The organism is Rheinheimera tilapiae (genome assembly GCF_042432165.1).
Lineage (GTDB): Bacteria > Pseudomonadota > Gammaproteobacteria > Enterobacterales > Alteromonadaceae > Pararheinheimera > Pararheinheimera tilapiae.
In genome coordinates, this window is the sequence record NZ_JBHLXP010000004.1 from 78,120 (window position 1) to 103,872 (window position 25,753).

Sequence of the window (25,753 nt, forward strand, 5' to 3'; positions counted from 1 at the left end):
GAAACTGTTTTTTCAACGCAGTCGCAATATCATCTCTGCAGCATCGCAATGACAATCAAAGCCACAACGCACACATTCATAGCCGTTTAGGCTGTCTTCACGCCACTTGTCTGGATGAATTTTCACCAGTTTGCCGCCATGTTTACTGAAATAGCGTACTGCAGCATTGCCTGGGCTTTGCACCCACAAATGGGCCACGCCGGCCAATGCACCCTGAGCGATAAAAGCCTGTATCGATATCTTCAACAATGCGCCACCAACGCCACTGCCTTGCAGGTCTGGCCGTACCGTATTGCATTTGAAATAACCCACTTGCTCTACCGGGATCCCCCAAAGCGCTGGGCTACACCATTGATCTGGCTGCCATTGACCCGGCGCAAATGCCAGCCGGAAGCCAGCTAAGCCCTGATCATCCAACGCTACCACGCCGGCATTGTGGTGGTTTTTCAGGCCTTGCTGGTAATACGTATTGATAAGTTCCGTCGAAAGATAGCCATCGCCATGCACCTGGTTGCCTAAAGCAATGACCGCAGCAAAATGCGTCGGTGACAGCGGTTGATAGTCGATGGTGGTGGTGTGACGATGAGCCTCTGACATAACAGATCCGAATGGCTTGGAAATTGCGTTTTATCTTGCCATGATGCATCAGGAATTGCAGTAATCAGGGTTTTCTTATGTACGATCCGCTTCACGACCTGTCACCTGGCCAGAGTCAGCCTTATCCCGACAGCTACTGGGCTGCGCATTCCGGGCCGGCACCGGCCGACGATGGCGCGCTGACGCAGGATTGCACCGTTGATGTCGCGATTATCGGCGCCGGTTATACCGGTTTATCTGCGGCTTATCATCTGGCGACGGAACATGGCGTCAAAGCGTTGGTATTAGAAGCGAATCAGACAGCCTGGGGCTGCAGCGGCCGTAACGCTGGTTTTGTGCTGAAATCCAGTGGTCGCAAACCCTATGCCCAGATGCAGAAGCAATGGGGTGAAGCGGTGATGCGCGGCGTTTACCAGGAGTTTAATGCCGGTTTGGACCGGGTGCGCCAGCTGATCAGCCTCGGCATTGATTGTGATCAACAGGAGCCCGGTTATCTGCGGATGGCGCATAAACCGTCGATGGTGCCGACATTACAGGCGCAGGCCCGCTTGCTGCAGCAGACTTTTGGCGCCGAAGTGGAGCTGTTAAGCCGCAGTGAAGTACATCAGCAGTATGTCGCGGACCAGCAAAGTTTTGGCGCGTTACGTTTTGCCGATGCCTTTGGCGTCAATCCGCTGAAATTGGCCTGGGGCTATCAGCAACTGGCCCGCAATGCCGGTGTGATGATCCATACTGCCAGTCCGGTGCAGCAATGGCAGACAGATGGACGCACGCAAGTACTGCATACACCACAAGCTGTAGTGCGGGCCCGCAAGGTTATCTTGGCTACTAATGGCTATACACCGAAACAACTGCATCCGGGCGTGCAATCACGCACTTTGCCGGTATTGTCGCAGATCATCGTGACTGAGCCACTCAGCGCAGCCCAGCTGGCGGCCTGTAATCTATTGACCAGTCAGGTGGTGATGGATACCCGGGCGCTGAAATACTACTATCGAAAATTGCCCGACAACCGGATTTTGTTTGGCGGGCGCGGTGCTATTACCGGCCGGGATGCGGAAAACCCATTTTATGCCGAGCGATTGCTTGAGGTGTTAAAGCTGAGTTTCCCGGCATTACACAATCTGCGTTATGACTACCAGTGGTCCGGTTGGATTTGTATGTCATTAGATGATATTCCCCATATTTATCAGGCGGATGCGCATGCGGATGTCGTGTACAGCATGGGGTATTGTGGCAGTGGTTTGTCATTTTCAGTGCAGGCGGGGAAACGGCTGGCGGATAAAGTGATGGGACTAACGCAACCGGATTTACCGCTATTTCAGTCAGCATTACCAAAATTTCCATTGGCACCGCTGCGCCGGGTGGGTCAGTGGGGTTATTTTCATTACGGTAAGTTAAAAGACCAATGGTGGTGATTATTTAATTGACGTAAATATGGTAAATATATTGTTGCAATGCATTTAGGCTAGCGCTATGGTGAGATCTCTTCATGGATTAGGAGATGTCACAATGGAATTGTTGACTATGGACTGGTCAGGCTTTGTCCTCACGTTTTTCTTCATCTACGGCTTGTATGCGCCTTGTCTGCTGACACTGCTTGATCAGCGGCACGGGCTGCGGCAGCGTTTATTGGCACTATTACCCTGTTTGTTATTGTCATGGCTTGGTTATTGGTTGAGTCAGCGCCAGTTGAAATATGGTGATTTATTGTGAGCTGGTGTGAAAATGACTAATTTTTAGTTATTTTTTGTCGCAAGGCGCTGCCCCTGAAAGATAAACTTATTTAATTTCATTTGGTTAGCACTTGGTACTATCCTTGCCAGACAGAACAATCTGAACTGTAAAAAGGAAGTCCTTATGCCCGGTCCCTTGCCCCTGTTGTTCCGCCAGACCTGGTTGTACAGCCGATTCGAACTTCATCGTTTATTTATGACCCCCAGGGGCTGGTTTGCGCTGGCCGCTTTTACCACGATCTGGTATTTCCTGCTGCGTTATCCAATCTATCAGGCCAGCGTGCAGCTGCAGGAACCTGAGATCCAACAAGTGCTCAGTGGCATGTTGGGTATGGTGGGTATGTACAATCTGCTGAACTGGTCGTTGCCGGAATTATCGGTGTATTGGGCCATGACAGTATTTTTTATGCCGCTAGCCGTGATGTTCTCTGCTGCCGATCAGACCTGCACCGATCGCTCGCGTGGCACCTTACGTTTTCTGACCTTACGTTCCAGCCGCGACAGTATCTTTTTTGGCCGCTTTATCGGTCAGCTGCTAGTGCAGGCGCTGTTGATTGGCCTGAGCCTGCTGGCGACTTTAGTGCTGGCGGTATGGCGTGTCGGTGAACTGCCAGCGACCGCACTGAATGCGGCTTTGCTGATTTGGCTGAATTTGTTGATTGTGCTGATGCCTTTTACCGCGCTGATGGCGTTGTGTTCCGCTTTAGTCCGCTCCAGCCGGCTGGCGATTAGCCTGGCGATTGTCAGTATCGGTGCGGTCGCTGGTGTATTGGGTTATATGGTCTGGCACTTCCCGGATCTGCGTGCGGTGCTGGAGTATCTGCCTGGTGCCCAATTGCCCATGTTATTAGGCGCACAGGGTTGGGATACATTGAAATACAGCGGGTTACCTTTGCTGCAGACGCTGGTGTTATTAATTGCCGGTCGTTTCGTGATGCAGGAGAAAGCATTATGAGTTATCTGATTGAAGCGCGGAATTTAAGCAAATCTTTTGGTCAGAAAACGGTATTGCAGGATCTGACCTTCAGCCTGCCGGCCGGTGAACCTATTGCGCTGATCGGCCCGAATGGCGCCGGTAAGACCACCTTATTCAGCTTGCTCTGTGGTTATCTGCCGGCGAGTAGAGGCGAGTTAAAAGTATTGGGTCATAAACCCGGTAGCAGTGCCTTGTTTGGTCGTGTCAGTGCCTTGCCGCAGGATGCGATGCTGGACCCGAATTTTTCTTTACTGACCCAGTTGAGCTTTTTTGGTCAGCTGCAAGGCATGAGCAAATCAACGGCGGTGGCAGAAAGCCGGCGCGTGCTGAGTCTGGTTGACCTCGCAGCGAACGCAGAGCAAAAAGCCACTGCGCTCAGCCACGGTATGCGCAAGCGAGTCGCGATAGCACAAGCGCTGATGGGCAGTCCTGAACTGGTGATGCTGGATGAGCCAACAGCCGGCCTGGATCCGGTCAATGCACTGCAGGTACGTCAGCTGATCGCCAAACTGTCGAATGAAGCCAGTTTTATCATCAGTTCGCACAATATTTTTGAATTGGAACGGCTGTGCGGCACAGTGTTGTATCTGGAACACGGCAAGTTGGTGCAGCAGAGTCAGGTGCATAGCGCAGCGACGCAAGGTTATCTGACGCTGACTTTGGAAGCGGGTGCGCAAACTGATGTGTTGCCGATGCTCAGGCAGTTACCCGGTGTGATCAGTGTCAGTGATAGTCAGAAACATGAGTATGTGTTGCAGTTTGATGCCGAGCTGGCGCCCGACTTTGATTTAACTCTGTTGATGGCGCTGCGCCAGCATGGTTGGCGTTACCGCATGCTGACCAAAGGCCAGACGCTGGAACAACAGTTGTTTGCTGTAACGGCGAAACAGGCCTGAAGTAGCCGTAGCAACGACCTGGTCAGGTTTGCAGATACTTCAGTTTGTCTGGGACGCCGTTCCAGACATCAGCATCGGCCGGCGCTGGCTCAACTTCAGTAATGTTGGGCCAGATCTCACTGAGTTCGGCATTCAGTTGCAGAAAGTCCTCTTGGCCCGGCGGTAAGGCATCTTGCTGATAAATCGCCTGCGCCGGACACTCGGGTTCGCATAAAGCGCAATCGATACAAGCAGTTGGACTAATAACCAAAAAGTTTGGTCCGGCAAAAAACGCGTCAGCCGGGCATACGGCCACACAGTCGGTGTATTTGCATTTGATGCAATTGTCAGTCACTACAAAGGCCATGACAGCGTTTCCTGAAGTTAATGCCGGTTGGATCCGGCGAATTGTAATGCAGCGCATTGAAATTACAAGGGCCGCAGGACCGGCAGAAAACCGGACAAATTTGCCGGTTTGACGTAAAATAGCGGTTTTATTTCTGCTTTGTGAGCGAAAGCGCGCCGCGTTTTCGCCATGACACCAACAGGAAAGTCCAATGATCCGCATTAACGAACTGAAACTGCCGCTGAATCACAGCGAAGCCGATTTACCTGCTGCCATTTGCGCCCGGCTTAAACTGCAGCCTGAACAACTCTTACAATTCACCGTATTTAAACGTGGCGTCGATGCACGGAAAAAATCCGATATTCAGCTTACTTACACTTTAGACATCGACACCGATCACAATGCGCGTGTATTGGCAGCATTCAGCAAAGATGAGCAGATCCGCCCGGCTCCGGATACCAGTTATAAGTTCGTCGCCAAAGCCCCGGAATCACTGACTGAGCGTCCGATCGTTATAGGCCTCGGGCCTTGTGGCCTGTTTGCCGGTTTATTGCTGGCAGAAATGGGCTTTAATCCAATCATTCTCGAACGCGGCAAAGAAGTACGCGAGCGCACCAAAGATACGTTCGGCTTCTGGCGGAAAAAACCGCTGAATACGGAATCCAACGTGCAGTTTGGTGAAGGCGGTGCCGGCACTTTCTCTGATGGCAAACTTTACAGCCAGGTCAAAGATCCGAAACATTATGGCCGTAAAGTCATGAGTGAGTTTGTCAAAGCCGGTGCGCCTGAAGAAATCATGTATGTCAGCAAACCGCATATCGGCACTTTCAAGCTGGTGACGATGGTAGAGAAAATGCGCGCGCGTATCATCGAACTCGGCGGCGAAATCCGTTTTAGTACCCGCGTTGACGACATTCTGCGGGACGGTGAGCAACTGACAGGCGTGCGTCTGAGTGATGGCAGCGAACTACATAGTCGTTATGTGGTGCTGGCGGTCGGGCACAGTGCGCGTGACACTTTTGAAATGCTATTTAAGCGCGATGTTTATATTGAAGCCAAGCCGTTTTCGGTCGGTTTTCGCATTGAACACCGCCAGTCGATGATCGACGAATGCCGTTATGGTGCCAGCGCCGGCCATCCGTTATTGGGTGCAGCCGATTATAAATTAGTCCATCACGGCAGTAACAACCGCACTGTGTATAGCTTCTGTATGTGCCCGGGCGGGACTGTGGTCGCGGCCGCTTCGGAAGAAGGCCGCGTGGTCACCAATGGCATGAGTCAGTATTCGCGCAATGAACGCAATGCCAACAGCGCCATTGTGGTGGGGATAGATCCGGAACGGGATTATCCGGGCCATCCGCTGGCGGGTATTGAACTGCAACGCAAACTGGAAGCGCAGGCCTTTGTGCTTGGCGGCAGTAATTATGATGCGCCGGCGCAGCGGGTCGGCGATTTCCTCGCGGGAGTGCCGTCGAGCGAATTCGGTGATGTATTACCCAGTTATACGCCGGGCGTCAAACTAACTGACTTGTCGGACGTGTTGCCTGATTTTGTTATTGCCGCCATTCGTGAAGCGATCCCGGCATTTGATAAACAAATCAAAGGGTTTGCCCGGGACGAAGGTTTGCTGACCGGCGTGGAAACCCGCACTTCATCACCGATTTGTATCAAACGTGGCCCAGACTATCAGAGCCTGAATACCAAGGGGTTATTTCCAGCTGGCGAAGGCGCAGGTTATGCTGGCGGTATTCTGTCTGCGGGTATTGATGGGATTAAAGTGGCCGAAGCGGTTGCACTAGCCATGACGGGACAACCGGTGCCAGTTGGTCGCCGCTAACAACATACAACAGATCTGATGCGTGACCGGCGCAACTACCGGCGATTAACGAAGGAGTAAGGAATGCGGAAAAGTTTGATCGCTGCAGCCGTGATTGCAGCAGGGGTATTTGCCTGGTACAAATTTGGCGCGCCGCAAAGCGCAGGTCAGCTGGGTGCACTGGACTATGTGCCAGCCGACACCGCAGTATTTTCCGCCCAGCTGGAGCCGGTCGATCTGCCGAGCTATCTGAGCAGCATCGGCATGGGGCCGCAATATTACAGCGCTGCGGCGCTGGAGCAGCTGGATGCGCAGCTGCAGGCTGCCCAGAGCAGTAGTGAAAAATTTGTGCTTGCGTTGGGCCGGCAGTATTTATCTGCACTGGCAACACCAACGGAAATCAGTGTGAAGACCGGTATCAAAGCCCAGATGCGCAGCCTGCTGTATTTGGTGGGGGTGGCGCCAGTACTGAAAGTCGAGCTGGGTGATGAAAAAGCTTTTTGGGCCATGTTTGATGCGATTGAACAACAAAGTGGTCTGAGTCATAGTCCTCAGCAGCTCAGTGAGCAAAAGTACCGGCAGTACAAACTCAGTCATGAAGAGCTGACGCTGGATTTATTGGTCAGTGTCAAAGATGGTTGGGCGACGTTAACCCTGACCTCTGACAAGCTCGATCCGTCTCATCTGGCCATCGCGCTGGGTACGCAAAAACCGGAACAGAGCCTGCAAAGTACCAAATATTTACAGCACATCAGTAAAAAATACGAGTTAGATCAGGGTTCTGTTGGTTATGTCAGCAGCCTTGAACTGAGTAAAGTGCTGACCAGTAAAGACGGCAACCGACTGGCGAAAGATGTCGAAGCCATTATGGGCACTGAGCTTGGTGTGGCATTCGCGCCATGGCGTGAAGCCAATTGTCAGACCGACGTCGCTGCTATCGCGACCAGCTGGCCGGGTTTGTTCGCGTCGAATCGTTTTAACATCGCTGCGGCAGCGACCACCGTACACAGCAAATTACTGATCCCAACGGAAAACACGCAAACGATCGCCGCACTGGAACAGTTGCAGGGGTTTATCCCGGCCGGTTTAGGTGAAATCAGCGGTCAGACTGCGTTATTGGAAATGGCGCTTGGCATCGACGTTGGTCAGCTATCGGCTTCTGTCGGCAAGTTATGGGATAGCCTGACCACGACGCAGTATCAGTGTGCGCCATTAGTAGAATGGCAACAGGCGCTGAAACAAAACAACCCGATGCCGATGTTGATGATGGCTGGGATGGCCGCCGGTGTGCAGGGGCTGTCACTGAAAGTGAATCAGCTGGAAATTGATGCGGTGCAACAAGTACCAAAAACGGCTGATGCGTTGTTTGTGCTCAGTGCCAGCAATGTGAAGCAGTTATTTGACAGCGTAAAAGCGCTGCAACCTTCGTTAGCGAGCGTAGAACTGCCAGCCGCCGGCGAAACCTTGCCACTTGCAGACAAAATTCCTGAACTGGCCATGCTGGGTATTAAGCCAAGCCTGATGGCGTCAGAGCACCATCTGATGATTTTCAGCGGTGATAAAGCGCAGCAGCAAGCCAAAGAACTCAGCACACAGCCTCTGAGTAAATCGGGTCTGTTGGCGTTTGGTATGGATTATCAGCAGTTCTTCAGCGTGTTAAAAGGCACACTGGAAAGTACTGGTGAACCGGTACCAGCAGAACTGGCGCAGCTGATGCAAACCAATATGCAAGTGGGTATGCAGATGAAAGCGGTGCCGCAGGGCATTCTGCTGCAGTCGACGATGCAAATGGCTAAGTAAATCAAACTTGATGAAAAAGGCCCGCTTGCGGGCCTTTTTTGTCGGCGTATTGCGCCGCAGTTTATGCCGGCACTATAGATATTTCATCAGTTTGCGGAGTAAACCACTGGCTCATCACCATATGGGTTCTGATCCGCACAATATCCGGGTGCGCATCAATTTGCTCACGGATCTGATGCAGACGTTCCATGCTGTCAGCTTCGACAAACAGCATCAAATCCACTTCACCACTGATACCGTGACAGGATTTCAGTTCAGAAAAACTGCGTAAAAATGGGATCAGCTCCTGACAGCGTGCTGCTTTGTGTTGCAGTTCAAAATAGGCCCGGACTTTAGCTTCTGTGGCAGCGCCTAACACGACCTGATAGCCCAGAATGACTTTCTGCTGTTCTAACTTGCGGATCCGTTCGGTAACCGCACTGCGCGACAGATGCACGGCCGCAGCGATGTCGGAGACGCTTTGTCTGGCGTTTTGCCTCAGCTGTTGCAGGATCTGCTGATCAAATTTATCCACTTGGGGCTACTCCGGTGAAATTGCCGGTAGCACCGTCATTTTGCCGGTAATACCTGACAAACTGGCGGTGTTGGATCCGTTACAATGCATTTTTGTGCTATTTGAACGGAAGCATCCGATGAAAGCAACAGGTGGTATTGGCCGTTATCAGGGCGCAGCGTTGCTCGCGACGACATTATTGGGTACCGGTGTCTTTATTTTGCCGCAAGTGTCGTTGCAACAAGCTGGTGGCGCGGCGATTGGCATCTGGTTGGTCCTGACCTTATTGGCGGTGCCGATCACGGTCATTTTTGGTGCACTGGCTGGCGCCATTCCGAATGCCGCTGGTCCGGCTCATTTTGTTGGCGAAGCCTTTGGGGCTGTGGCCGGTCGGGTGATGGGCCTGCTGTTTTTGCTGGTGGTGCCGGTCGGTGGCTCGGCGGCATTGTTGATGACCTGGTCTTTTATTGAACCCTGGTTTGGGGCGCAATATCAGTTAACCGGTCAGCTGCTGTTTCTTGGCGTGTTATTTGCGCTGAACCGGGTTGGCTTTCAGCTGTCTGCCCGCCTGCAACTTGGTTTAACCCTGGCTATTGTCGCTGTCGTATTGCTGCTGCTCGGAGCGTTTTTCTGGCAAGGCGCGCCGCTCAAGGCGCCTGTGCTGGATGTTCCTGCCTGGAGCGGTATCAGCGCCGCGCTGGCGCTCGGCTTCTGGAGTTTTCTTGGGGTTGAAGCGATGACCCATCTGGCACAGGATTTTCGTGATCCGGCCCGTGACATGGTGCCGGCGCTGCTCATTGGTTTAATGCTGGTCGGTCTGATTTATCTTGGCTGCAGCGCCTTGTTGTGGGCTTTAGCTGCGCCAGGAGAGTCGCTGACGATGGCTCAGGCCTTTGACCGGCTTTGTGGTGGTGCCGGCCAGTGGGTGATTGGTATCCTCGGTCTTTGCAGTGGATTAGCTACGGTCAATGTCTACACCGCCAGTGTGGCGCGGTTAACCTGGAGTTTCAGCCAGCAAGGCGTGTTGCCGGCCTGGTTTCAGCCACTGAACCGGCATCAGGTACCGGAACGGGCCTTGTATTTGATCATCGGCCTGATGGCCGCTGTGATCCTGGGCTCTTCGCCATTTCCACAACAGCTGGAAGCGCTGATTGGCTGGGTTAACGGTGTGTTTGCCGTGATCTATCTGGCGTCTATGCTGGCTGCGCTGAAGTTGCTGCCAAGCCGCTATCGTGCGACGGCCATCGTCAGTGCCTTGTTGTGCCTGGGTTTGATGCTGACCTTAGGGACGTTGTTGTGGTATGCCGTGGCAATTATGCTGCTGACAACACCATTGCTGTGGTGGCAACAGCATAGGCAACAGCGCAGTCTGCGCCTGGATTGATGAAAACAAAAAATAAACAAAAAATCACAAATATTTACCTTGTTCATTTTTTGTTTATTTTCGACCGGTTATTCTCCTTGCAGGTCACATGATGGTGACCACTCTACAAAACTAATCAGAAGGGAATGCCGATGTTAAAACGTATCATGTTCACCGCTTTAATGATCACGACTGCTGCACAGGCAGCAGACCAAGGTTTTTATGCCGGGGTCGCTATGCACCGTCCGAGTTTGGAGCTGAGTGTAGGCCCGGTAGACGTCAGTTGGGATTTGACGACTTTAAGTGCGCTTGGCGGCTATCAGTACCATCCAAATTTTGCCATTGAAGGCCGGATTGCGACTGGTATCAATAACGACAGCATCGGCGATGTAAGTGATTTTGCCGAAATTGGCATTGACCGTGGTTACAGTGTGTTTGCCAAAGCAAACTACGAGTTAGGCACTGCGGTCGAAGTCTATGCTCTGGCCGGCTACGATTACACGAAATACAACATCGAAGGCGCTATGGATGGCTTCGTCGAAAGCACCGACACAAGTGAGAGTGGTTTTGCGTATGGAGCGGGCATGTCGTATGCACTGACACCTGCATTCAACGTGGCATTGGAATATCTGGTGCGGCCTGATCTCAGTGACGATATGGATGAAGTCGGTGGCAAGTTTTCCAACCGTGGTTTAGGTCTGACGGCTACATATAAATTCTGATCCAGACAGTCTATCTGCTGCAATAACCGCCTTCGGGCGGTTTTTTTATGTTCAGCGCCGAATATGCCGCCTGATGCTATGCCGTGTTAAATATTTGTTTTAACGATTGTGCCTGCTGCTTTTTTGCTCTAGTTTGGCAACAACGACAGTTGTCGTGACAGCCTCTTTGTTACTGCCAGACTACATATAAAGGGAATGCTATGAAAACAATGAGTTATCCACTGTTAGCCCTGACAGCCAGCTTATTGCTGGCGTGCGGCAAAGCGCCAGAGGTGCCGGCTAGCCCCTCAGCTACAGCAGCAGCTGCTGCACCGGTAAAATTAAGCCAATACACCCCTGAACAGTTTTACGCCACCAAATCTTATCTGGGCAACGATATCAACGCGAGCGGCGATGCCATGCTGGTGGCCTCCGATGAAACCGGCGTGTTTAACCTGTATAAAGTCAGCGTGGACGGTAAAAACTGGCAACCACTGACCCAATCCACGACCGATGCCATCATGCCGGTTAGCTGGTTTCCGCAGGATGACCGCGTGCTGTATAGCGCCGATCAGGGCGGTAACGAGCTGGACCATCTGTATGTCCGCGAATTAGATGGTTCGGTGAAAGACCTGACGCCGGGTGACAAGCTCAAAGCGATGTTTGTCGACTGGGCAGCCGATGGCAGTTTTTATGTGCTGACCAACGAGCGCGACGCCAAGTTTTTTGACCTGTACAAATACGATGGCAAAAGCTATCAACGCAGTCTGGTTTATCAGAATGACGCCGGCTATGACGTCGCTGGCATCAGCCCGGATGGCCGTTATCTTGCGGCGATCAAGTCGCGCACCAATGCTGACAACAATGTGCATTTAATTGATTTGTCAGCAGAAAAACCAACAGAAACGCTGGTAACACCCCATCAAGGCAATATCACCCATCAGGTTTATAGTTTCAGCCGCGACAGTAAAACGCTGATTTTTGGTACTGATGAGCAATCAGAATTCAGTCAGGCGATGGCATTTGATATTGCATCCGGCAAAGCCACACTGTTTAGCAAGGCCGATTGGGACATCATGTATATCGGCTTTAGCAAAGACAATAAATTCCGAGTCGAAGGCGTCAATGCCGATGCCGCGACCAAAGTGACCATCGTTGATCAGCAAAGCGGTCAGCCGCTGACGTTGCCGGCATTACCGGCCGGTGACTTACGCAGTGTCGAATTTTCTGATGACGGCAAGACGCTGAGTTTTTATTTAAATGCTGACAACAGTCCGTCTAATTTATACGTCTGGACTATCGGCAGCGCGAAAGCGGAACGCTTAACGCAGGCGCTCGACAAAGCCATTGATGAATCAGTGTTGGTCGTCAGTGAAGTCGTGCGCTACCCGAGTTTTGACGGTCTGCAAATTCCGGCGTTGCTGTACAAACCCAAACAAGCCACCAATACCGCGCAAGTACCGGCCTTGATTTGGATCCATGGTGGTCCTGGTGGCCAGTCGCGCACCGGTTACAGTGCGTCTATTCAGCATCTGGTGAATCAGGGCTATGCGGTGCTGGCGGTGAATAACCGCGGCAGTAGCGGTTACGGTAAAACCTTTTTCCACCTCGATGACTTAAAGCATGGTGAGCATGATTTACAGGACATCGTATATGGCAAAAAGTATCTGCAGTCGCTGGATTGGATCGCGGACGAACGCATCGGTGTGATGGGCGGCAGTTATGGCGGTTACCTGACAATGGCCGCGATGGCATTCACCGACGAGTTTAAAGTCGGCATTAATATCTTTGGCGTGACCAACTGGGTGCGCACCCTTGAGAGTATTCCACCATGGTGGGAATCGTTCCGTGAGTCGTTATATGCCGAACTCGGCGATCCGGCTAAAGATGGCGAGCGCTTACGCCGCATTTCTCCGGTGTTTCATGGGGATAAAGTGAAAAAACCGGTGCTGGTGGTGCAAGGCGCCAATGACCCGCGCGTATTGCAGGTTGAAAGTGACGAAATGGTCGCTGCAATTAAGAAAAACGGTGTGCCGGTGGAATATGTATTGTTCCCGGATGAAGGCCATGGTTTTGTCAAAAAAGCCAACCGCATCAGTGCGCAGCAAGCCTATCTGAAGTTTTTACAGACGCATCTGTAACGGCAAGATCCCGCAAATAAAAAACAGCGCCAAAGGCGCTGTTTTTTTTATGAACTTCATAAAGCAACCGGGATGCCGCTACGGCAGGCTGGTCACCAGTTTTAAGCCCAGCAGTCCCATCACGGTGCCGGCGGTGCGGTCAATGCCGGTTTTAAATTTCAGATAAGCCTGACGCGGCGCTTCTGCCGACAATAAATACGCCACCAGAATGTACCAGCCGCCATCGATGATCAGCGCCAGGAGCGGCAGAACTGCGTAAAACCAGAGTGGAATAGTGGCCGGCAACAATGCTGAAAACACACTGGCAAATACAATCGCGGTTTTTGGATTGCTGAGCTGCGTCAGCAAACCGCCGAAAAAGGCTCGGCGCAGACTGATCATCGCGACCGGGCTCTCGGTCTGCACTTGCAGTGGCGCTTTGGCACCGCGGAAAATCAGATAGCCGAGATACAGCAGATATAAACCGCCGGCCACTTTTAATGCCCAGAATGCCATCGGTACCGCTGTGAGCACGGCATGCACGCCTAACAGGGCTAAAACGGCAAAAGTTCCGGCACCGAGACCCATGCCACAAGCGGTAGCTAAACCATGACGGCGCGACAGAGCAATCGAATTGCGCGCGACGACAATAAAACTCGGGCCGGGGCTGACGGCGCCGACCGCTAAAGCGCTGGCGATCGCCAGGGCTGACCAGATTGCATCCATCAGTGTCCTCAAAGAAATAAGTCAAAACAGCAGAAGCAACAAATTACCCTGCACAGTTACGTGCTGCAAGTGACGAATCGCTGGAGCAGCAGCTTGAAATTGCCGAACCGCGCGCCCATCTCTGCTGCACAGGCATCGGGCCTCAATCGGAGAGAGACATGATCTACCAACTGACAGTGCCACAATTTAGCAAAATGCTGGATAACCTCAGCGCCATTTTGCAAAAAGCGGCGGCTTATGCCGACAGTAAAAAATTTGATGTGACAGTGCTGCTGAACAGCCGGTTGGCACCGGATCAGTTTGCTTTAATCCGTCAGGTACAAATTACCTGCGATACCGCCAAGCTTGGCGTTGCGCGTTTAACCGGTACTGTCGATCAGGCACCAAAAAATGCCGATGACGAGACCACGCTGGAGCAATTACAACAGCGCATTCGTGACACGCAGGCGTACCTGGCGACGTTCAGCGCAGCAGATTTTGCCAATGCGGCGACCCAAGTGATCACCCAGCCACGCTGGGAAGGCAAAACGCTGAGCGGCGAAGAGTTCCTGCTGCAACATGTGATCCCGAATTTCTATTTCCACCTGACCACGACTTACGCCATTTTGCGTCACAACGGCGTAGAAGTGGGTAAAAAGGATTATCTGGGCCCAATGCCGTATCGTGCAGCCTGATTAGCGACATACTTTGATTAAACCCGCGGCGGCTTGTTTTGGTCGCAGCGGGGCGTTCCGCGCTTGCGCCTGACATAGGCGCGCTTTAGCATAACAACCCCACTCTGGAGCTGTTATGTCCTCATCTGCTGTTTCTGTTCGTTACGCCCATCCGCAGGCCGTGTTGTGGGTTGTTTGCCTGATTGCTCTGATTGCCGTCGCAGGCATTGCTTTACCCTATCCGATCCTGGCACCGCTGTTCGCAGCGACAGCGCTGAATGACTTTAATCACTGGCTGGGCATCGCCCCGGAAATTCTGTTAGGCATTGCGCTGGCGGCCAATCCGCTGGGCATGTTGTTTGGTAGTGCAACTTTAGGGGCGTTATCCGATCACTATGGCCGGCGGCGGGTGTTGGCGTTGTCACTGGCGCTGGCGGTAGCTGGCTATTTAGGCTCGGCCTGGGCATTGTCTGCAGAGTGGTATCCGGGTTTTGTGTTGTTTCGTTTTCTGACCGGTTTGTGTGAAGGATCGGTCAGTATCTGCCGGGCTATTGCCGCCGATTTGCACCCGCAGATCGAGCGTACAGTGGCGATTAGCTGGATGAATAGCGCTTTGTATGCCGCCTGGCTGGTGGGGCCTTTGCTGGGAGGGCTGACCATGCATTTAGGCGCGCATGTGCCTTTTTTGATCGCAGCTGCGGCGATGGTGCCTTGTTTATTGTTGCTGTATTTCCTGTTGCCGCCGGACCTAACGCTGCAGCAGCATCAGCCATTCTGGCAGCAACTACGCCAGCATAATTCGCTGAACTTAGTCCGAGTGCCATTACTGCGGCTGGTGGTCGCAGCGCAGTTGTTGTACACCATTGGTCTGAACGCGTTTTATGAATATTATCCGCTGTGGTTAGTTGAGCAGCAGCAATTCACCGGTCTGCAGATTGGCTTGATCACCGCGGTGTTGTGCGCCGTGATGACGACGGTCAGTGCTGTCGGCATGGCCAGATTAGGCAATCGGCTGCCGGCACTACGCAGTGCTAAAATCGCGGCATTCGGTGTCGCGCTGATGTTGTTCCTGTTGCCATTTACCAGTGGTCAGCTGGCCTGGCTCTGGTTAGTGTTATGCGGCATACCGAATGCGATGTTCAGCGCTTGGTTTCAGGTGTATTGCACCGAACATTTTGGCGAGTTGGGGCTTGGCCGGGTGATGGGCTTGCTGACCTTGTTGATGTGTACCGGCAATGTGATTATCGCGCTGGCTGGTGGTGTCATTGCCCTGTTGGGAGCGAGCTGGATCCTTTGGACTGGTTCGGTGTTTATTGCCCTGGCCGGCCTGATGCTGGTGCGGGAGCAGCGGCGTGCTGCCGGCATGGCTTGAAGTCTGAAATACGTGGGGCGCCTTTATTATTTGTCGCGCTCTGATTCGCGCTTCATCAGCAGGATCGTCAGGTAGATTTTGGTCGGTAATGACAGAATAAGACCCAGCGCACAGCACAAACCGATCAGAATGATACCCTGCACGCCCATAGTTTCATGCAGTTTTAAACCCGACCACAAGTAATGTCCCAGCACCAGTAAGCTGATGCCACACAACATCACAATTTTCAGCAGCCGCAGTGTCTGGCGCTCGGTCATCGTAAATCTCCCATTCGTTGTTTCTAATGTAGACCGTTTCAGCTAAGGTTGATTTGATATGTATCAGCAAATCAGCCTGATTGACGCGGTGGCCTGACACTGCGTTGGAATTTGTCGCTGCATAGTCTGATGTCCTGTCTCCTGAGCACATTGCGGGGTCTGTTATGAGCCGCTGGCTTTGCTGGTTATTTTTACTCGCTATCACGCATCTGCAGGCCAAGCCACTGGCGCTGACCGATGCGCAGCGCGATTATTTGCAGACCAAAAAATCACTGCGGTATTGCATCGACCCCAGTTGGCCGCCATTTGAAAGTGTTAGTCCAGATGGTCAACATCGCGGTATGTCGGCAGATTACGTCAGTTTTTTTCGCAGTCAGTTGCCAATCCCACTCGAATTGCTGCCCACGGCAAGCTGGCCCGATTCAGTCGCCGCCGCTGAACAACGCCGTTGTGATTTATTGCTGTTGGCGATGCCTACGCCGAGCCGGCGTCAGTTTATGAACTTCACTAAGCCTTATCTGGTGATCCCCAGTGTGATAGTGACCCGGACTGAACACCCCCGGGTCAAAAGCGTGGCTGAGCTGGGGAATGCTCTTTATGGCATTCGCCGTGGTTTTGGCTTTGCGGAACTCTATCGCCAGTTCCATCCGACGCTAAAACTGGTCGAAGTACAGAGTTATGAAGAAGGACTGTTGATGGTGCAAAGCGGCCAGTTGACGGGCATGTTTGGCAATATGGGCAGCCTTGGTTACCTGTTACAGCAATATAAAATCACCAATCTGAAAATTGCCGGCCGGCTGCCAGGTGACAGTGAACTGAGTATTGCCAGCCGCAACGACGAGCCATTGCTCAATGAAATTAGTCAGTTATTAATCGAGCAGATAGATCCGGCGCTACAGCAGGAAATCGACAATCATTGGCTGTCGGTCCGCATGGAGACCTCTGAGGATTACCGGCTGGTAATTAGTGTCACTGCAGCCGCCTTGCTGGTGCTGTCGGCGCTGGTCTGGGCCTATCTGCAAGTGCGGCGGTTGAATCGCCAGCTGCTGCAGGCCAATGTCCGGCTAGCCCATCAGACTCGGCATGATGGTTTAACCGGCCTATACAATCGCGCATTTTTGGATGAAAAATTACCGGCTTGTCTGGCGTTGTGTCAGCGCGAAGGAATACCGCTGACATTAGCAGTGTTAGATCTGGACCACTTTAAGCAGCTCAATGATGAGCATGGTCATTTATTTGGCGACCAATGTCTGCGTCAGTTTGCGACCCTGTTACAGCAACATTTTCAACGACCGACCGATATTCTGGTGCGCTTTGGTGGCGAGGAGTTTGTGTTGATCAGTGTTGGTGTCGAAGAAACGGTGATGGCGCAGATGTTACAGCAATTTGTTGACGATTTGGCCAGTCAACCGGTGACACTTGAACAGCAACAAAGCCACTATACCGTCAGTATTGGTTGGATCTGTCAAATCCCACAGCGTGACCAGACTATGGCGCAGTGGCTGGCACAGGCGGACGCGGCCTTGTATCAGGCGAAAGCGAATGGCCGCAACGGGGCTGTAAATGCCCGATCGCCAGACTCCAACTAACTAATATCAGTCATTTTTTTGTTTTTGCCCGACTGGGCTACACTGAGAGTACGCTTTGGCAACTGGCTGGTTTGTACAATCAGCGCGGTTACCCATTACAAAAATGAGGATAATTATGGGAATTCGATCTACAGGTATTCGAAATCGGTTGCTGGCAGGCTTCCTGATTCTGGGCGCTATGGTGCTGGCGCAGGGGCTGATGTCATTGCGCACTATGGCTGAACTGCGGGCGGTCACGGTTGAACTGGAAACCAATACAGTTCCCAGCCTGGAAACTTTGGCTGACTTGAATCTCACTGCCAGCCGTTTGCGGATATTCACCTTACGGTTTTTAATTGCCGAGGGCGCTGATGCTCAAGCGCCGTTAAAGAGCCGGATTATGGAGCTGCGCGATGAACTGGTGGCGCAAAAAGAGACTTATACCAAGCTGATTTCTATCCCGGGTGAAAAAGAGGAATTCGACCAGTTTTCAGCTGCGGCAAAAAACTATATGGCACGCCAACTCGACGTGATAGCTCTGGCGGAAGCCGGGAATAAAGCGGAAGCGGTGGAGCTGCAAAATACGGTGATGAGCGGCTTTGCTGACCAGATGACCGCATCTTTACTGAAGTTGAGTGACATCAACAGTGGGCATATGAAAGAAAGCTCCGCAGAATCTGCAGGGTCATATAGTACCAGTCAGATGGTGAGTTGGTTCCTGATTGCGTTGTCTGTACTCGCGGCTTTTGCCATTGCCGTGGTACTGACCAATAGCATTACCAATCCTTTGCAGAATGCATTGCAGCTGGCAGGCCGGATTGCCGACAGTGATTTAACCTCGCGCATCGACAGCACCGGCAGCGACGAACCGGCGCAGCTGATGCAGGCGCTGGCGCGGATGCAGCAGAATTTACGCGACACACTGGCGCATATCGCCAATTCATCCAATCAGCTCGCCTCTGCTGCTGAAGAGCTGAACTCGGTGACCGAAGACAACTCCCGCGGTCTGCAACAGCAAAATGATGAGATCCAACAAGCCGCGACTGCCATTACTGAAATGAGCTCGGCGGTGGATGAAGTGGCGGAAACGGCGCTGCGTGCCTCAGAGAGTTCCACCGAATCGGCCCGCAATACCGAGTTTGGCAAAACGCAGGTGCAGCAAACCGTCAATGCGATTATGCATATGAACGAAGACGTGGCACAAAGTGCGCAGGTGGTGCAGGAACTGGCTTTGCAGGCGCAGGATATCGGTAAAGTACTGGATGTGATCCGGGCTATCGCTGAGCAAACTAACCTGCTGGCGCTGAACGCCGCGATTGAAGCGGCACGGGCCGGCGACGCTGGCCGCGGTTTTGCCGTCGTGGCAGATGAAGTACGCGCACTGGCAGCCCGCACCCAGTTGTCGACCCGTGAAATCGAAGAGATGATCAAGAAAATCCGTGCCGGCACCGGCACTGCGGTACAGGCGATGCAACAAAGCGGCGAAAAAGCCAGTCAGGCCTTGTCCGTTGCGGAAGCAGCCGGTAAAGCGCTGGAGACGATCAATAGCCAAATCACCAGCATCAGCGATAACAATCTGGTGATCGCCAGTGCGGCCGAAGAGCAAGCCAAAGTGGCACGTGAAATTGATCGCAATATCGTCAATATCAGCGATCTCGCTGCGCAGACCGCCGCCGGCGCCAATCAAACCAGCGCTTCGGCGCATGAGTTATCGCGCTTGGCGGTCGAGTTGAATTCGCTGGTCAGTAAATTCAAAACCTGAGGTGAAACAACCGGCCTGAATGCCACATCAGCCGGTTGTTTGTGGCTGCTTTTCATTACCCTGACAAGGCTGTTGTGCTGCTTGTTGCAGTGCAGTAGCCGTGTCGGCCTGCGGATTATAAAAGGCTGTGGTCTGCTGACCGCTGGCGCGCTGATACAACCAACGCAGCGCGATGCCGATCTGGCCCTGTTGTGCGGTGCTGCTGAGCTGGCAAGGAGGTTGTAAGCGGCCATCTGTCTCGCGGCGAAAGGCAAAATGAAAGCTGTAGTTAGGTGCCAATCCCATCCGCAAATCAGCCAGTAACAACGCCTGCGGCGTGTCCGTCAGCACGACATATTGCTGACTAAACCGCGTCAGCTGCGCGATATGAGGGTTCTGTTGCCATTGCTGCAACAGCACCTGGTCCCGTGGCCAACTGCGCCAGACAATCGGTTCCCCGCCATCAGCCAGCGCATAAAACCCTTCGTGAAATTGCGTGGGGCCGAGCACTAACACTTGCCAGACTTGCGTATTAAATGGTGTGGCCGTCACCAACACCGAAGTCGGATCGGTGTTGGCTGGTAGTTGTTGCAACGCGATAGTTTTTACATGCTGTTGTGCCAGCAAACCAAAACCTAAATACAAAGTGCTGAGCGCGAGCATCCAGTCGTTGCTGCGCAGCGACTGTCGCCTGAGTGCCAGCACCAGCCCGATTAAAAGTGGCAGCGTATAAAAAACATCAATCACAAACACACTGCCGGTGCCAAAAGGCCGGTCACTGAATGGCTGGGCCAGTTGAGTGCCATAGATGGTGAGGGTGTCGAGCAATGGATGCGTGATCAGAATGGCGAAGATGGCCCACCAACACCGGCGAAAGCTCGTCTGAGCCCCCGCGATAGCTCGCCAAAGCCAGGCCAAAGGCCAGCAGGCCAATGTCAGATAAAACAGGCCATGGCTTTCAGCACGGTGGCGTGTCATTTCGCTGATCGGGTCGTCAAATTGCACCAGAACGTCGAGATCCGGCAAAGTCCCAGCGATGGCACCCAACAAGGCAGATTTCCACAGCGGCTGACGACGGCGGAATACCGCAATACTGACGGCTGCACCTAAAGCGATTTGACTGAGCGAATCCATAATTCCCCGAAGCTGACCAGCAATAGCGGCATTACGCTACCACCCAGCCCTTGGTTCAGCGATCAGAACGGCGGTGAACTGACTTGTTGGCAAGCTGGAATCTGCTGGCTTTTTATTTGTTGCCACGCTTTCTGCAGTTTTTGCAGCAAGGCAGGATTGGTCGCCGGATGTGCGGCGAGAAACAGGTATTTTTCCAGCGCATGCGCTGTGAACACCCGGCGCAACTGCGCGCCATGGTCTGGCAATTGCTGCACATAAGCATCAGACACTAACATTAAATCAATGCGCCCTAGCTCCAGCATTTGTTGCAGCTGATGATTGTGGCCAACGACCACCAGATTCCGGCTTTCGCGAAAGCCCTGTTCGCGCAGATACCGATAGTTGGCCTGACCATTTTCGACCCCAACCACATACTTCAGCGCACTATTCAGGTCGTCCGCCTGAACATCGGGTCTGTGACTGCTGGTATAAAACGAAATCCGCATTGGGCACAGAGGCGCAACCCAAGCGAACTCATTTTCACGTTCTTCGGTGCGTAATAACGAAAAAATTAGCGTGTCCGGGATCGAGTGGGCGGTTTTATAAGCCCTGGCCCATGGCATCACGTCAATCTGATAGGGCAATTCGGCTGCTTGCATGATCTGGCGAACAATGTCGACCGACCAGCCATGCAATTCGTCGCCGGATTGTTGCTGATACGGGGGAAACACTTCAGTGACCAGATGAACCGGTGCGGCCTGAAGCCAAAAACTGCACAAAACGGTCAGCCAGATGCTGTGTTGCCATCCCATAAAACATTCTGATTTACCCTGCATATTTTTTTAGCATAGGAGGCGGATCCGGCAGTTGCCAGTATTGATCCTGACTGTTCCAAAGTCGCTGGATTTTCATCAAAAAAATGATCGGAATTCGTATTTAAAATCGAGCTTTGATGAGGGTTATGTTTGGTATTTGTAAACTACTGGGGGGTCTTGGCTGCAATGGGTTTTTCCAGAGCTTGTAACCAGTATTGCAGGGCCTGTTCGCGTTCGTCCGGAGCCAGCGGTTATAGCATCAGCTGTTGATATTGCTGTTGTGTGGCCAGCGTGCGGATGGCGTGATTGAGCCGTGTGACGATTTTTCCACCTTGCTCTGACCGGTTGCAGGCAAAGTGCACCAGGTTAAAAGGCTCAGCTTCAGTCAGCCGCCAGTAGCGCAGTCCGCTGCTGTGACGTTCGACGATTTTTGGATATTCCAGCATCAGGTCGACAAAGCCTTTTTGCAGCATAGGTAACATGCTGCCTACATACTCACCTGCCGTGCTTCTGGTATACAAGGCCGCTTTATGCTGCTGCAACAGGGGATCGAGCACTTCACCATACCTGCGGTTCATTTCGACGCCGAGTAAGGGCGGCCGGTGTAAGCTTAGTAATTGTTGCAGGCTGAGCCGGCCGGCCGGGTCTTTGAGCTGCTCCAGTTGTGCTTGCCAGTGCGAGCTGGGCAAGCTGACCAAAGTAATCGCGCTTTCCAGCATATAAGGCACAGTAAACAGAAAGTCGCGCTCACGCGTGGGAGTCTTATGCAGCCAAGGGATACAGGCGTTGGGGGCGGTCTTGGTCCATTCGCGCGCGCGGTTACGGCTAATGTCGACCAAGGTGTACGAAGATGGGTATTGTTGCAGAATGCGCAGTACAATTTGCGCTTCAACCGGTGGTTGACCGACTCTGGGCTGCAGGCTGGCAAGCGTGTCGACCAGCTGCAATGGTTCGGCTTGCGACCAGTGCCAGGGCAGTAGCAAACACAGGCAGTAACAGCGGAACCACTTCATTCAGGACCTCCGTCAGACCAACGGCGTCCTGCCTGTCCTGCTGCATCAGTTCCGGGATTGATGCTGCTTTTTCAGTTTAACCAATTGCTGAATACATAGCAGATAAGCGATCAGATATCCCAGATTCATGCCGCCAATCGCGCGTTCTGTAATGTGCCAGCCATACATCTGAGTGCAAATTTTTACCAGTGCGGTCAGGATCACAGCAAAGACTACAGTGAGCATAGTCTGGCTTTGCACGAACTGCGCTAAATAAGCCAAGCCCAGACTCATCAGCATGTACTGCACATGCAAAGGGTCCTGATACACTGTACCTTTCATGACACCGGTAAAAATTAAAGCAACGAAATAGCTCAGCAGGAAGAAATAGCTTAAATAACGGGTGGCTTGCAGCATATGCGTCTCGGTGTTTGGTAAAGCAGCATTATGCCAAAAATCAGCTGGCACGTCCGCTGTTCCATCCAATCCTGTTGATAAACTAAGAGCGCAATGGATTTGGAGGATTGATGCAAACAATCATCACCGCGATTTTTTTTCTAGCTGCTGTGGTGCTGTTATTGGCAACAGTCCTCGCCCCTGTGTATTTGGTCTGCAAAAGTCTGCAGCAGCTGTATCCGCGTTATTTTCCCTGGCCAGCGTGGCGCTGGACTCTTATCTGTCTGCTGCTGGCGCTGGGTTATAGCATCTGGCAACAAAGTTTTAGTGATATCTGGCTGCTGACGCAAAGCTTGTTGATTGGATCTTTGGGCTCGGCATCCGTGTTATTGCCATTGGCGGGATTGTGGTGCTGGTGGCAGTCCCGCAAGCAGGTTTCGAGTCGCTGACATCGCTAGCGACCCAGCCACAGCGTCAGGCCCGAACCACCCACAATGCCAATGAAAAATGCCAGACCGACCCAAAGCGTGGTATTCCCGGCGGGGGCCGTTGTTGCCTGGCCGGCCCCGGCCTTGTCTTGTTCCAGCAACTGCTCGCGCGGGATGGAAAAGGCCGTGGCCAGCGCCTTACAGGTTTCCAGCGAACCTAACCCCTGTAGTTCAACCCGCTGCACAGTGCGCAGGCTGATAGCGCAGATCTCGGCCAGCTGTTGCTGGGTCCAACCCCGTTCGGTTCGTAGTTGCTTGATGAGTTGAGGATTTAGTTGCATGGCCGGTCTCAGTGCTTAAACAGCATGGCCACAGCCATACCAAACACAAAGCCTGACGCCATAAACAAGGCAATAAATGACAACCCACCTTTCAGTTTTTTCGGGTCTTTCATCATCAGCTGGCTGTAATCAAATTCATCGCTATCCATCAGTTTGCCGCTGACATAAAGTTCAACGCCGTAGTGGCCGGTCAGAACACCCGCAATGCCTTTGGATTGCAGGCGGATCTCTGCTTGTTGTCCATCAAGAACAAACTGAAACTTGCTGCGACAGGAGGTCAGATTGCGTTTTTTTTCCAGCAATTGGTCGTCCAGATAAAGCCATTCACGGCCGCTGAACATACTGACCTCTAGTCTGATTTCATGGCCGGCATAATCAAACACACTGGCGGCTCTGCTGGTTGCGGTGGTTGTCATTTTCACAGTTCCTTTTGGTTCAACAGCATGTGCTGCGGGAGTTGCTGTTCTTTTTACCCTGCCTGGCCGTTTGTCGTGACGACAGTCGTGCGTCATGGCGCGTCACTTATATGTCATTGCCATGTCATAGCGTGCACTGTCAGGCGACAGTGACGCTGCCACATTGTTTAATGCACTGATTAATAACAAAAATTAGATTGAAATGCTAGCGACGTACCTGTCGCTCTGTCCTCCATCCAAGCGGCGATGATATAGTAAGCCTTTGCTTTTTCCTGTTCCGGAGCTTCCCGCAATGACTAAATCTGTGCAACGTATTTACTCTATTGGCACTGTTGGCACCCCATGGGGCGCTGCGGAAAGAGCTTTGTGGCTCAGTCAGCAGCCGGTCAAACGCAGTTACCAGGCGGAAGTATTGGCGCCGTTACAGCAGCTGCTGACGGCGCCTGCGCTGGCGGCCTGCGCTGAACTGCAGTGCTACGGCACGCTGGATTACAGTTCACACCAGCTAGGGACTTATCCGCTGTATGCCGTCAAAAACCGCCATTTTGATAGCAATAAACCGCTGCTATTAGTCACCGGTGGTGTGCATGGTTATGAGACCAGTGGGGTGCAGGGGGCGTTGCTGTTTATCCGCGAACATTTTGCTCACTATGCTGCGCAGGCCAACGTGCTGGTGCTGCCGTGTATCAGCCCCTGGGGTTATGAAACCATCAATCGCTGGAACCCGGATGCGGTCGATCCGAACCGGTCTTTTGTTGCCGGCGGGCCATCGCAGGAAGCCAATGCCGTGCTGGCGCTGCTCGGTCAATTTCCTACGCCGCTGGTACATATCGATTTGCATGAAACCACCGATTCGGATAACAGCGAATTCCGGCCGGCCAAAGCGGCGCGCGATGGCACTGTGAATACCAACTGGAATATTCCGGATGGTTTTTATCTGGTTGGGGACACCGCAAAACCGCAGCCGGAATTTCAGCGTGTGATGATTGCAGCCGTCAGCAAAATCACCCATGTGGCGGAAGCAGATGACACAGGCTGCCTGATTGGCGAAGCCCTACAGCAATTTGGCGTGGTCAATTATCCGAAAAAATCACTGGGCCTGTGCGGCGGTATGACCGATGCGGTCTATGTCACCACGACCGAAGTGTATCCGGACAGCCCGCGCGCTACACCCGCGCAGTGCAATCAGGCGCAGGTTGCAGTGATTTGTGCCGGTTTCGATTACGCCTTAGCGGCAACCGGGAGCGTGTTATGACCCGGCTGCGGATTGATTTAGTCTCAGATATCGCCTGTCCCTGGTGTGCCATCGGTTATGCCCGCTTGCAGCAAGCGTTGCAGAGTTTGCACGGCGCTATTGAAGTGGATTTACACTGGCGCGCTTTTGAACTGAACCCGGATCCGGCGTTAGTGCCTGAGCCAATCCTGCCGGCGCTGTGCCGTAAATATGGCGTGCCGGCAGCGCAAATGCAGCAGTCGCAGCAGATGCTGATGCAATTAGCCGCTGGGCTTGGGCTTAATTTCAGCGGCATGGAACAGCGGCTGACCTGCAATACTTTTGATGCACACCGGCTGCTGAAATGGGCGGCCGCTGCTTATCCGGCCACCGCAGCGCAAAGCGTATCGGCACAAACGGCGTTAAAGCTGGCGCTGTTTGAGGCCTATTTTGGCCGTGCCGAGCAGGTCAGTGAACATGATGTGTTGTTGCGCTGTGTCGCTGCCGCCGGGTTGGACGCAGATGCCGCGGCGCAAGTGCTGTTGTCGACGCAGTTTGCCGACGATGTGCGGGCCGAAGAAGCTGCGTATCAGCAGGCGGGTATCAGCTCAGTACCGGCTTTTGTCATCAATCAGCGTTACCTGATCTCCGGCGCCCAGGAGCCTGCACAGCTGGCGGAGACTCTGCAACAAATCGCGGCAGAAGCAGAACAAGCCTGATCCGAATCGCTGCCGTTTTTCAGCGCAGCCAGACTGCTATTGACCGCAGTCTGCTGCGTATGACAAAAATAGTAAGTGACCTTACATTTATTTTTCATTATGTTAACCCTGTCCCATAACTCTCTTCAGCATGATGATTGCGATGTTGCCATCGCAACGATTTGACTCAGCAAGGATCCT

General features: G+C 52.8%; 27 protein-coding genes. 16 read left to right on the top strand and 11 right to left on the bottom strand.

Annotated elements, in window-relative coordinates; all coding sequences use genetic code 11:
• Positions 1-12 precede the first annotated feature (12 nt).
• Positions 13-597: a GNAT family N-acetyltransferase gene (locus ACFFJP_RS15300; protein WP_377245940.1), complete on the bottom strand. Its 585-nt coding sequence runs from the start codon at positions 595-597 to the stop codon at positions 13-15.
• 77 nt (positions 598-674) lie between these two features.
• Between ACFFJP_RS15300 and ACFFJP_RS15305 the strand changes: the two genes are divergently transcribed.
• The 4 genes from ACFFJP_RS15305 to ACFFJP_RS15320 all read left to right on the top strand — a co-directional run bounded on the left by ACFFJP_RS15305 (position 675) and on the right by ACFFJP_RS15320 (position 4,205).
• On the top strand, positions 675-2,015 hold the full coding sequence (locus tag ACFFJP_RS15305; protein WP_377245943.1) for an NAD(P)/FAD-dependent oxidoreductase: 1,341 nt from the start codon (positions 675-677) through the stop codon (positions 2,013-2,015).
• Between the two features lie 94 nt (positions 2,016-2,109).
• A complete protein-coding gene (locus ACFFJP_RS15310) occupies positions 2,110-2,313 on the top strand; it encodes a hypothetical protein (protein ID WP_377245946.1) in 204 nt (67 codons plus the stop codon).
• A 144-nt stretch (positions 2,314-2,457) separates the two neighbouring features.
• Positions 2,458-3,288 carry an ABC transporter permease subunit gene (locus tag ACFFJP_RS15315; protein ID WP_377245949.1) on the top strand — a complete coding sequence of 277 codons (831 nt, stop codon included), beginning with the start codon at positions 2,458-2,460 and terminating at the stop codon, positions 3,286-3,288.
• Entirely contained in the window at positions 3,285-4,205 is a 921-nt protein-coding gene (locus tag ACFFJP_RS15320) for an ABC transporter ATP-binding protein (protein ID WP_377245952.1), read from the top strand. Before ACFFJP_RS15315 ends, ACFFJP_RS15320 begins: the two co-directional genes overlap by 4 nt.
• Before the next feature lie 22 nt (positions 4,206-4,227).
• Here the strand turns inward: ACFFJP_RS15320 and fdxA are convergent, their stop codons facing one another.
• A complete protein-coding gene (fdxA, locus tag ACFFJP_RS15325) occupies positions 4,228-4,551 on the bottom strand; it encodes a ferredoxin FdxA (RefSeq protein ID WP_377245955.1) in 324 nt (107 codons plus the stop codon).
• Between the two features lie 190 nt (positions 4,552-4,741).
• Here fdxA and ACFFJP_RS15330 point away from each other — a divergent pair, with 190 nt between their 5' ends.
• Together ACFFJP_RS15330 and ACFFJP_RS15335 are read left to right on the top strand one after the other, a co-directional pair.
• Positions 4,742-6,367: an NAD(P)/FAD-dependent oxidoreductase gene (locus tag ACFFJP_RS15330; RefSeq protein ID WP_377245958.1), complete on the top strand. Its 1,626-nt coding sequence runs from the start codon at positions 4,742-4,744 to the stop codon at positions 6,365-6,367.
• A gap of 63 nt (positions 6,368-6,430) precedes the next feature.
• A complete protein-coding gene (locus ACFFJP_RS15335) occupies positions 6,431-8,146 on the top strand; it encodes a hypothetical protein (protein WP_377245961.1) in 1,716 nt (571 codons plus the stop codon).
• 61 nt (positions 8,147-8,207) lie between these two features.
• Here the strand turns inward: ACFFJP_RS15335 and ACFFJP_RS15340 are convergent, their stop codons facing one another.
• Positions 8,208-8,660, bottom strand: a complete 453-nt coding sequence (locus tag ACFFJP_RS15340) for an Lrp/AsnC family transcriptional regulator (RefSeq protein WP_377245964.1) — start codon at positions 8,658-8,660, stop codon at positions 8,208-8,210.
• 118 nt (positions 8,661-8,778) lie between these two features.
• On the opposite strand from ACFFJP_RS15340, the gene yjeH reads away from it, so the two are divergent.
• The 3 genes from yjeH (at position 8,779) to ACFFJP_RS15355 (ending at position 12,844) form a co-directional block, all read left to right on the top strand.
• Positions 8,779-10,023, top strand: coding sequence for an L-methionine/branched-chain amino acid transporter (gene yjeH, locus ACFFJP_RS15345; protein WP_377245967.1), 1,245 nt, complete (start codon positions 8,779-8,781; stop codon positions 10,021-10,023).
• A gap of 131 nt (positions 10,024-10,154) precedes the next feature.
• Positions 10,155-10,724, top strand: a complete 570-nt coding sequence (locus tag ACFFJP_RS15350) for a porin family protein (protein ID WP_377245970.1) — start codon at positions 10,155-10,157, stop codon at positions 10,722-10,724.
• A gap of 200 nt (positions 10,725-10,924) precedes the next feature.
• Positions 10,925-12,844 (top strand): S9 family peptidase, encoded by a 1,920-nt coding sequence (locus tag ACFFJP_RS15355; protein WP_377245974.1) that lies wholly within the window; start codon positions 10,925-10,927, stop codon positions 12,842-12,844.
• 78 nt (positions 12,845-12,922) lie between these two features.
• On the opposite strand, the gene ACFFJP_RS15360 is transcribed toward ACFFJP_RS15355, so the two are convergent.
• Positions 12,923-13,549 (bottom strand): LysE family translocator, encoded by a 627-nt coding sequence (locus tag ACFFJP_RS15360; RefSeq protein WP_377245977.1) that lies wholly within the window; start codon positions 13,547-13,549, stop codon positions 12,923-12,925.
• 158 nt (positions 13,550-13,707) lie between these two features.
• Here ACFFJP_RS15360 and ACFFJP_RS15365 point away from each other — a divergent pair, with 158 nt between their 5' ends.
• Both ACFFJP_RS15365 and ACFFJP_RS15370 read left to right on the top strand, forming a co-directional pair.
• The gene (locus ACFFJP_RS15365; RefSeq protein WP_377245980.1) at positions 13,708-14,223 is read left to right on the top strand and encodes a DUF1993 domain-containing protein; all 516 of its coding nucleotides are present in this window, start codon (positions 13,708-13,710) and stop codon (positions 14,221-14,223) included.
• A gap of 115 nt (positions 14,224-14,338) precedes the next feature.
• Positions 14,339-15,574 (top strand): MFS transporter, encoded by a 1,236-nt coding sequence (locus tag ACFFJP_RS15370; RefSeq protein WP_377245983.1) that lies wholly within the window; start codon positions 14,339-14,341, stop codon positions 15,572-15,574.
• Positions 15,575-15,600: 26 nt separating this feature from the next.
• Here the strand turns inward: ACFFJP_RS15370 and ACFFJP_RS15375 are convergent, their stop codons facing one another.
• Complete coding sequence (locus ACFFJP_RS15375; RefSeq protein ID WP_377245986.1) at positions 15,601-15,831, bottom strand: hypothetical protein; 231 nt, start codon at positions 15,829-15,831, stop codon at positions 15,601-15,603.
• 164 nt (positions 15,832-15,995) lie between these two features.
• On the opposite strand from ACFFJP_RS15375, the gene ACFFJP_RS15380 reads away from it, so the two are divergent.
• Complete coding sequence (locus tag ACFFJP_RS15380) at positions 15,996-17,420, top strand: diguanylate cyclase (protein WP_377245989.1); 1,425 nt, start codon at positions 15,996-15,998, stop codon at positions 17,418-17,420.
• A gap of 115 nt (positions 17,421-17,535) precedes the next feature.
• Positions 17,536-19,161 (top strand): methyl-accepting chemotaxis protein, encoded by a 1,626-nt coding sequence (locus tag ACFFJP_RS15385; protein ID WP_377245992.1) that lies wholly within the window; start codon positions 17,536-17,538, stop codon positions 19,159-19,161.
• Positions 19,162-19,188: 27 nt separating this feature from the next.
• Here the strand turns inward: ACFFJP_RS15385 and ACFFJP_RS15390 are convergent, their stop codons facing one another.
• The 4 genes from ACFFJP_RS15390 to ACFFJP_RS15405 all read right to left on the bottom strand — a co-directional run bounded on the left by ACFFJP_RS15390 (position 19,189) and on the right by ACFFJP_RS15405 (position 22,528).
• Entirely contained in the window at positions 19,189-20,274 is a 1,086-nt protein-coding gene (locus ACFFJP_RS15390) for a metal-dependent hydrolase (RefSeq protein ID WP_377245995.1), read from the bottom strand.
• Between the two features lie 62 nt (positions 20,275-20,336).
• Positions 20,337-21,065: a substrate-binding periplasmic protein gene (locus ACFFJP_RS15395; RefSeq protein ID WP_377245998.1), complete on the bottom strand. Its 729-nt coding sequence runs from the start codon at positions 21,063-21,065 to the stop codon at positions 20,337-20,339.
• 254 nt (positions 21,066-21,319) lie between these two features.
• On the bottom strand, positions 21,320-22,081 hold the full coding sequence (locus ACFFJP_RS15400; protein ID WP_377246001.1) for a hypothetical protein: 762 nt from the start codon (positions 22,079-22,081) through the stop codon (positions 21,320-21,322).
• Positions 22,082-22,126: 45 nt separating this feature from the next.
• Positions 22,127-22,528 carry a hypothetical protein gene (locus ACFFJP_RS15405; protein ID WP_377246004.1) on the bottom strand — a complete coding sequence of 134 codons (402 nt, stop codon included), beginning with the start codon at positions 22,526-22,528 and terminating at the stop codon, positions 22,127-22,129.
• A gap of 59 nt (positions 22,529-22,587) precedes the next feature.
• Between ACFFJP_RS15405 and ACFFJP_RS15410 the strand changes: the two genes are divergently transcribed.
• Positions 22,588-22,905, top strand: coding sequence for a hypothetical protein (locus ACFFJP_RS15410; protein WP_377246007.1), 318 nt, complete (start codon positions 22,588-22,590; stop codon positions 22,903-22,905).
• A 5-nt stretch (positions 22,906-22,910) separates the two neighbouring features.
• Here the strand turns inward: ACFFJP_RS15410 and ACFFJP_RS15415 are convergent, their stop codons facing one another.
• Positions 22,911-23,225, bottom strand: a complete 315-nt coding sequence (locus tag ACFFJP_RS15415) for a helix-turn-helix domain-containing protein (RefSeq protein WP_377246010.1) — start codon at positions 23,223-23,225, stop codon at positions 22,911-22,913.
• Between the two features lie 8 nt (positions 23,226-23,233).
• Positions 23,234-23,641, bottom strand: coding sequence for a hypothetical protein (locus ACFFJP_RS15420; protein ID WP_377246013.1), 408 nt, complete (start codon positions 23,639-23,641; stop codon positions 23,234-23,236).
• Positions 23,642-23,933: 292 nt separating this feature from the next.
• Between ACFFJP_RS15420 and ACFFJP_RS15425 the strand changes: the two genes are divergently transcribed.
• Together ACFFJP_RS15425 and ACFFJP_RS15430 are read left to right on the top strand one after the other, a co-directional pair.
• The gene (locus tag ACFFJP_RS15425; protein WP_377246016.1) at positions 23,934-24,896 is read left to right on the top strand and encodes a M14 family metallopeptidase; all 963 of its coding nucleotides are present in this window, start codon (positions 23,934-23,936) and stop codon (positions 24,894-24,896) included.
• Positions 24,893-25,573, top strand: coding sequence for a DsbA family oxidoreductase (locus tag ACFFJP_RS15430; protein ID WP_377246019.1), 681 nt, complete (start codon positions 24,893-24,895; stop codon positions 25,571-25,573). Before ACFFJP_RS15425 ends, ACFFJP_RS15430 begins: the two co-directional genes overlap by 4 nt.
• Positions 25,574-25,753: the final 180 nt, after the last annotated feature.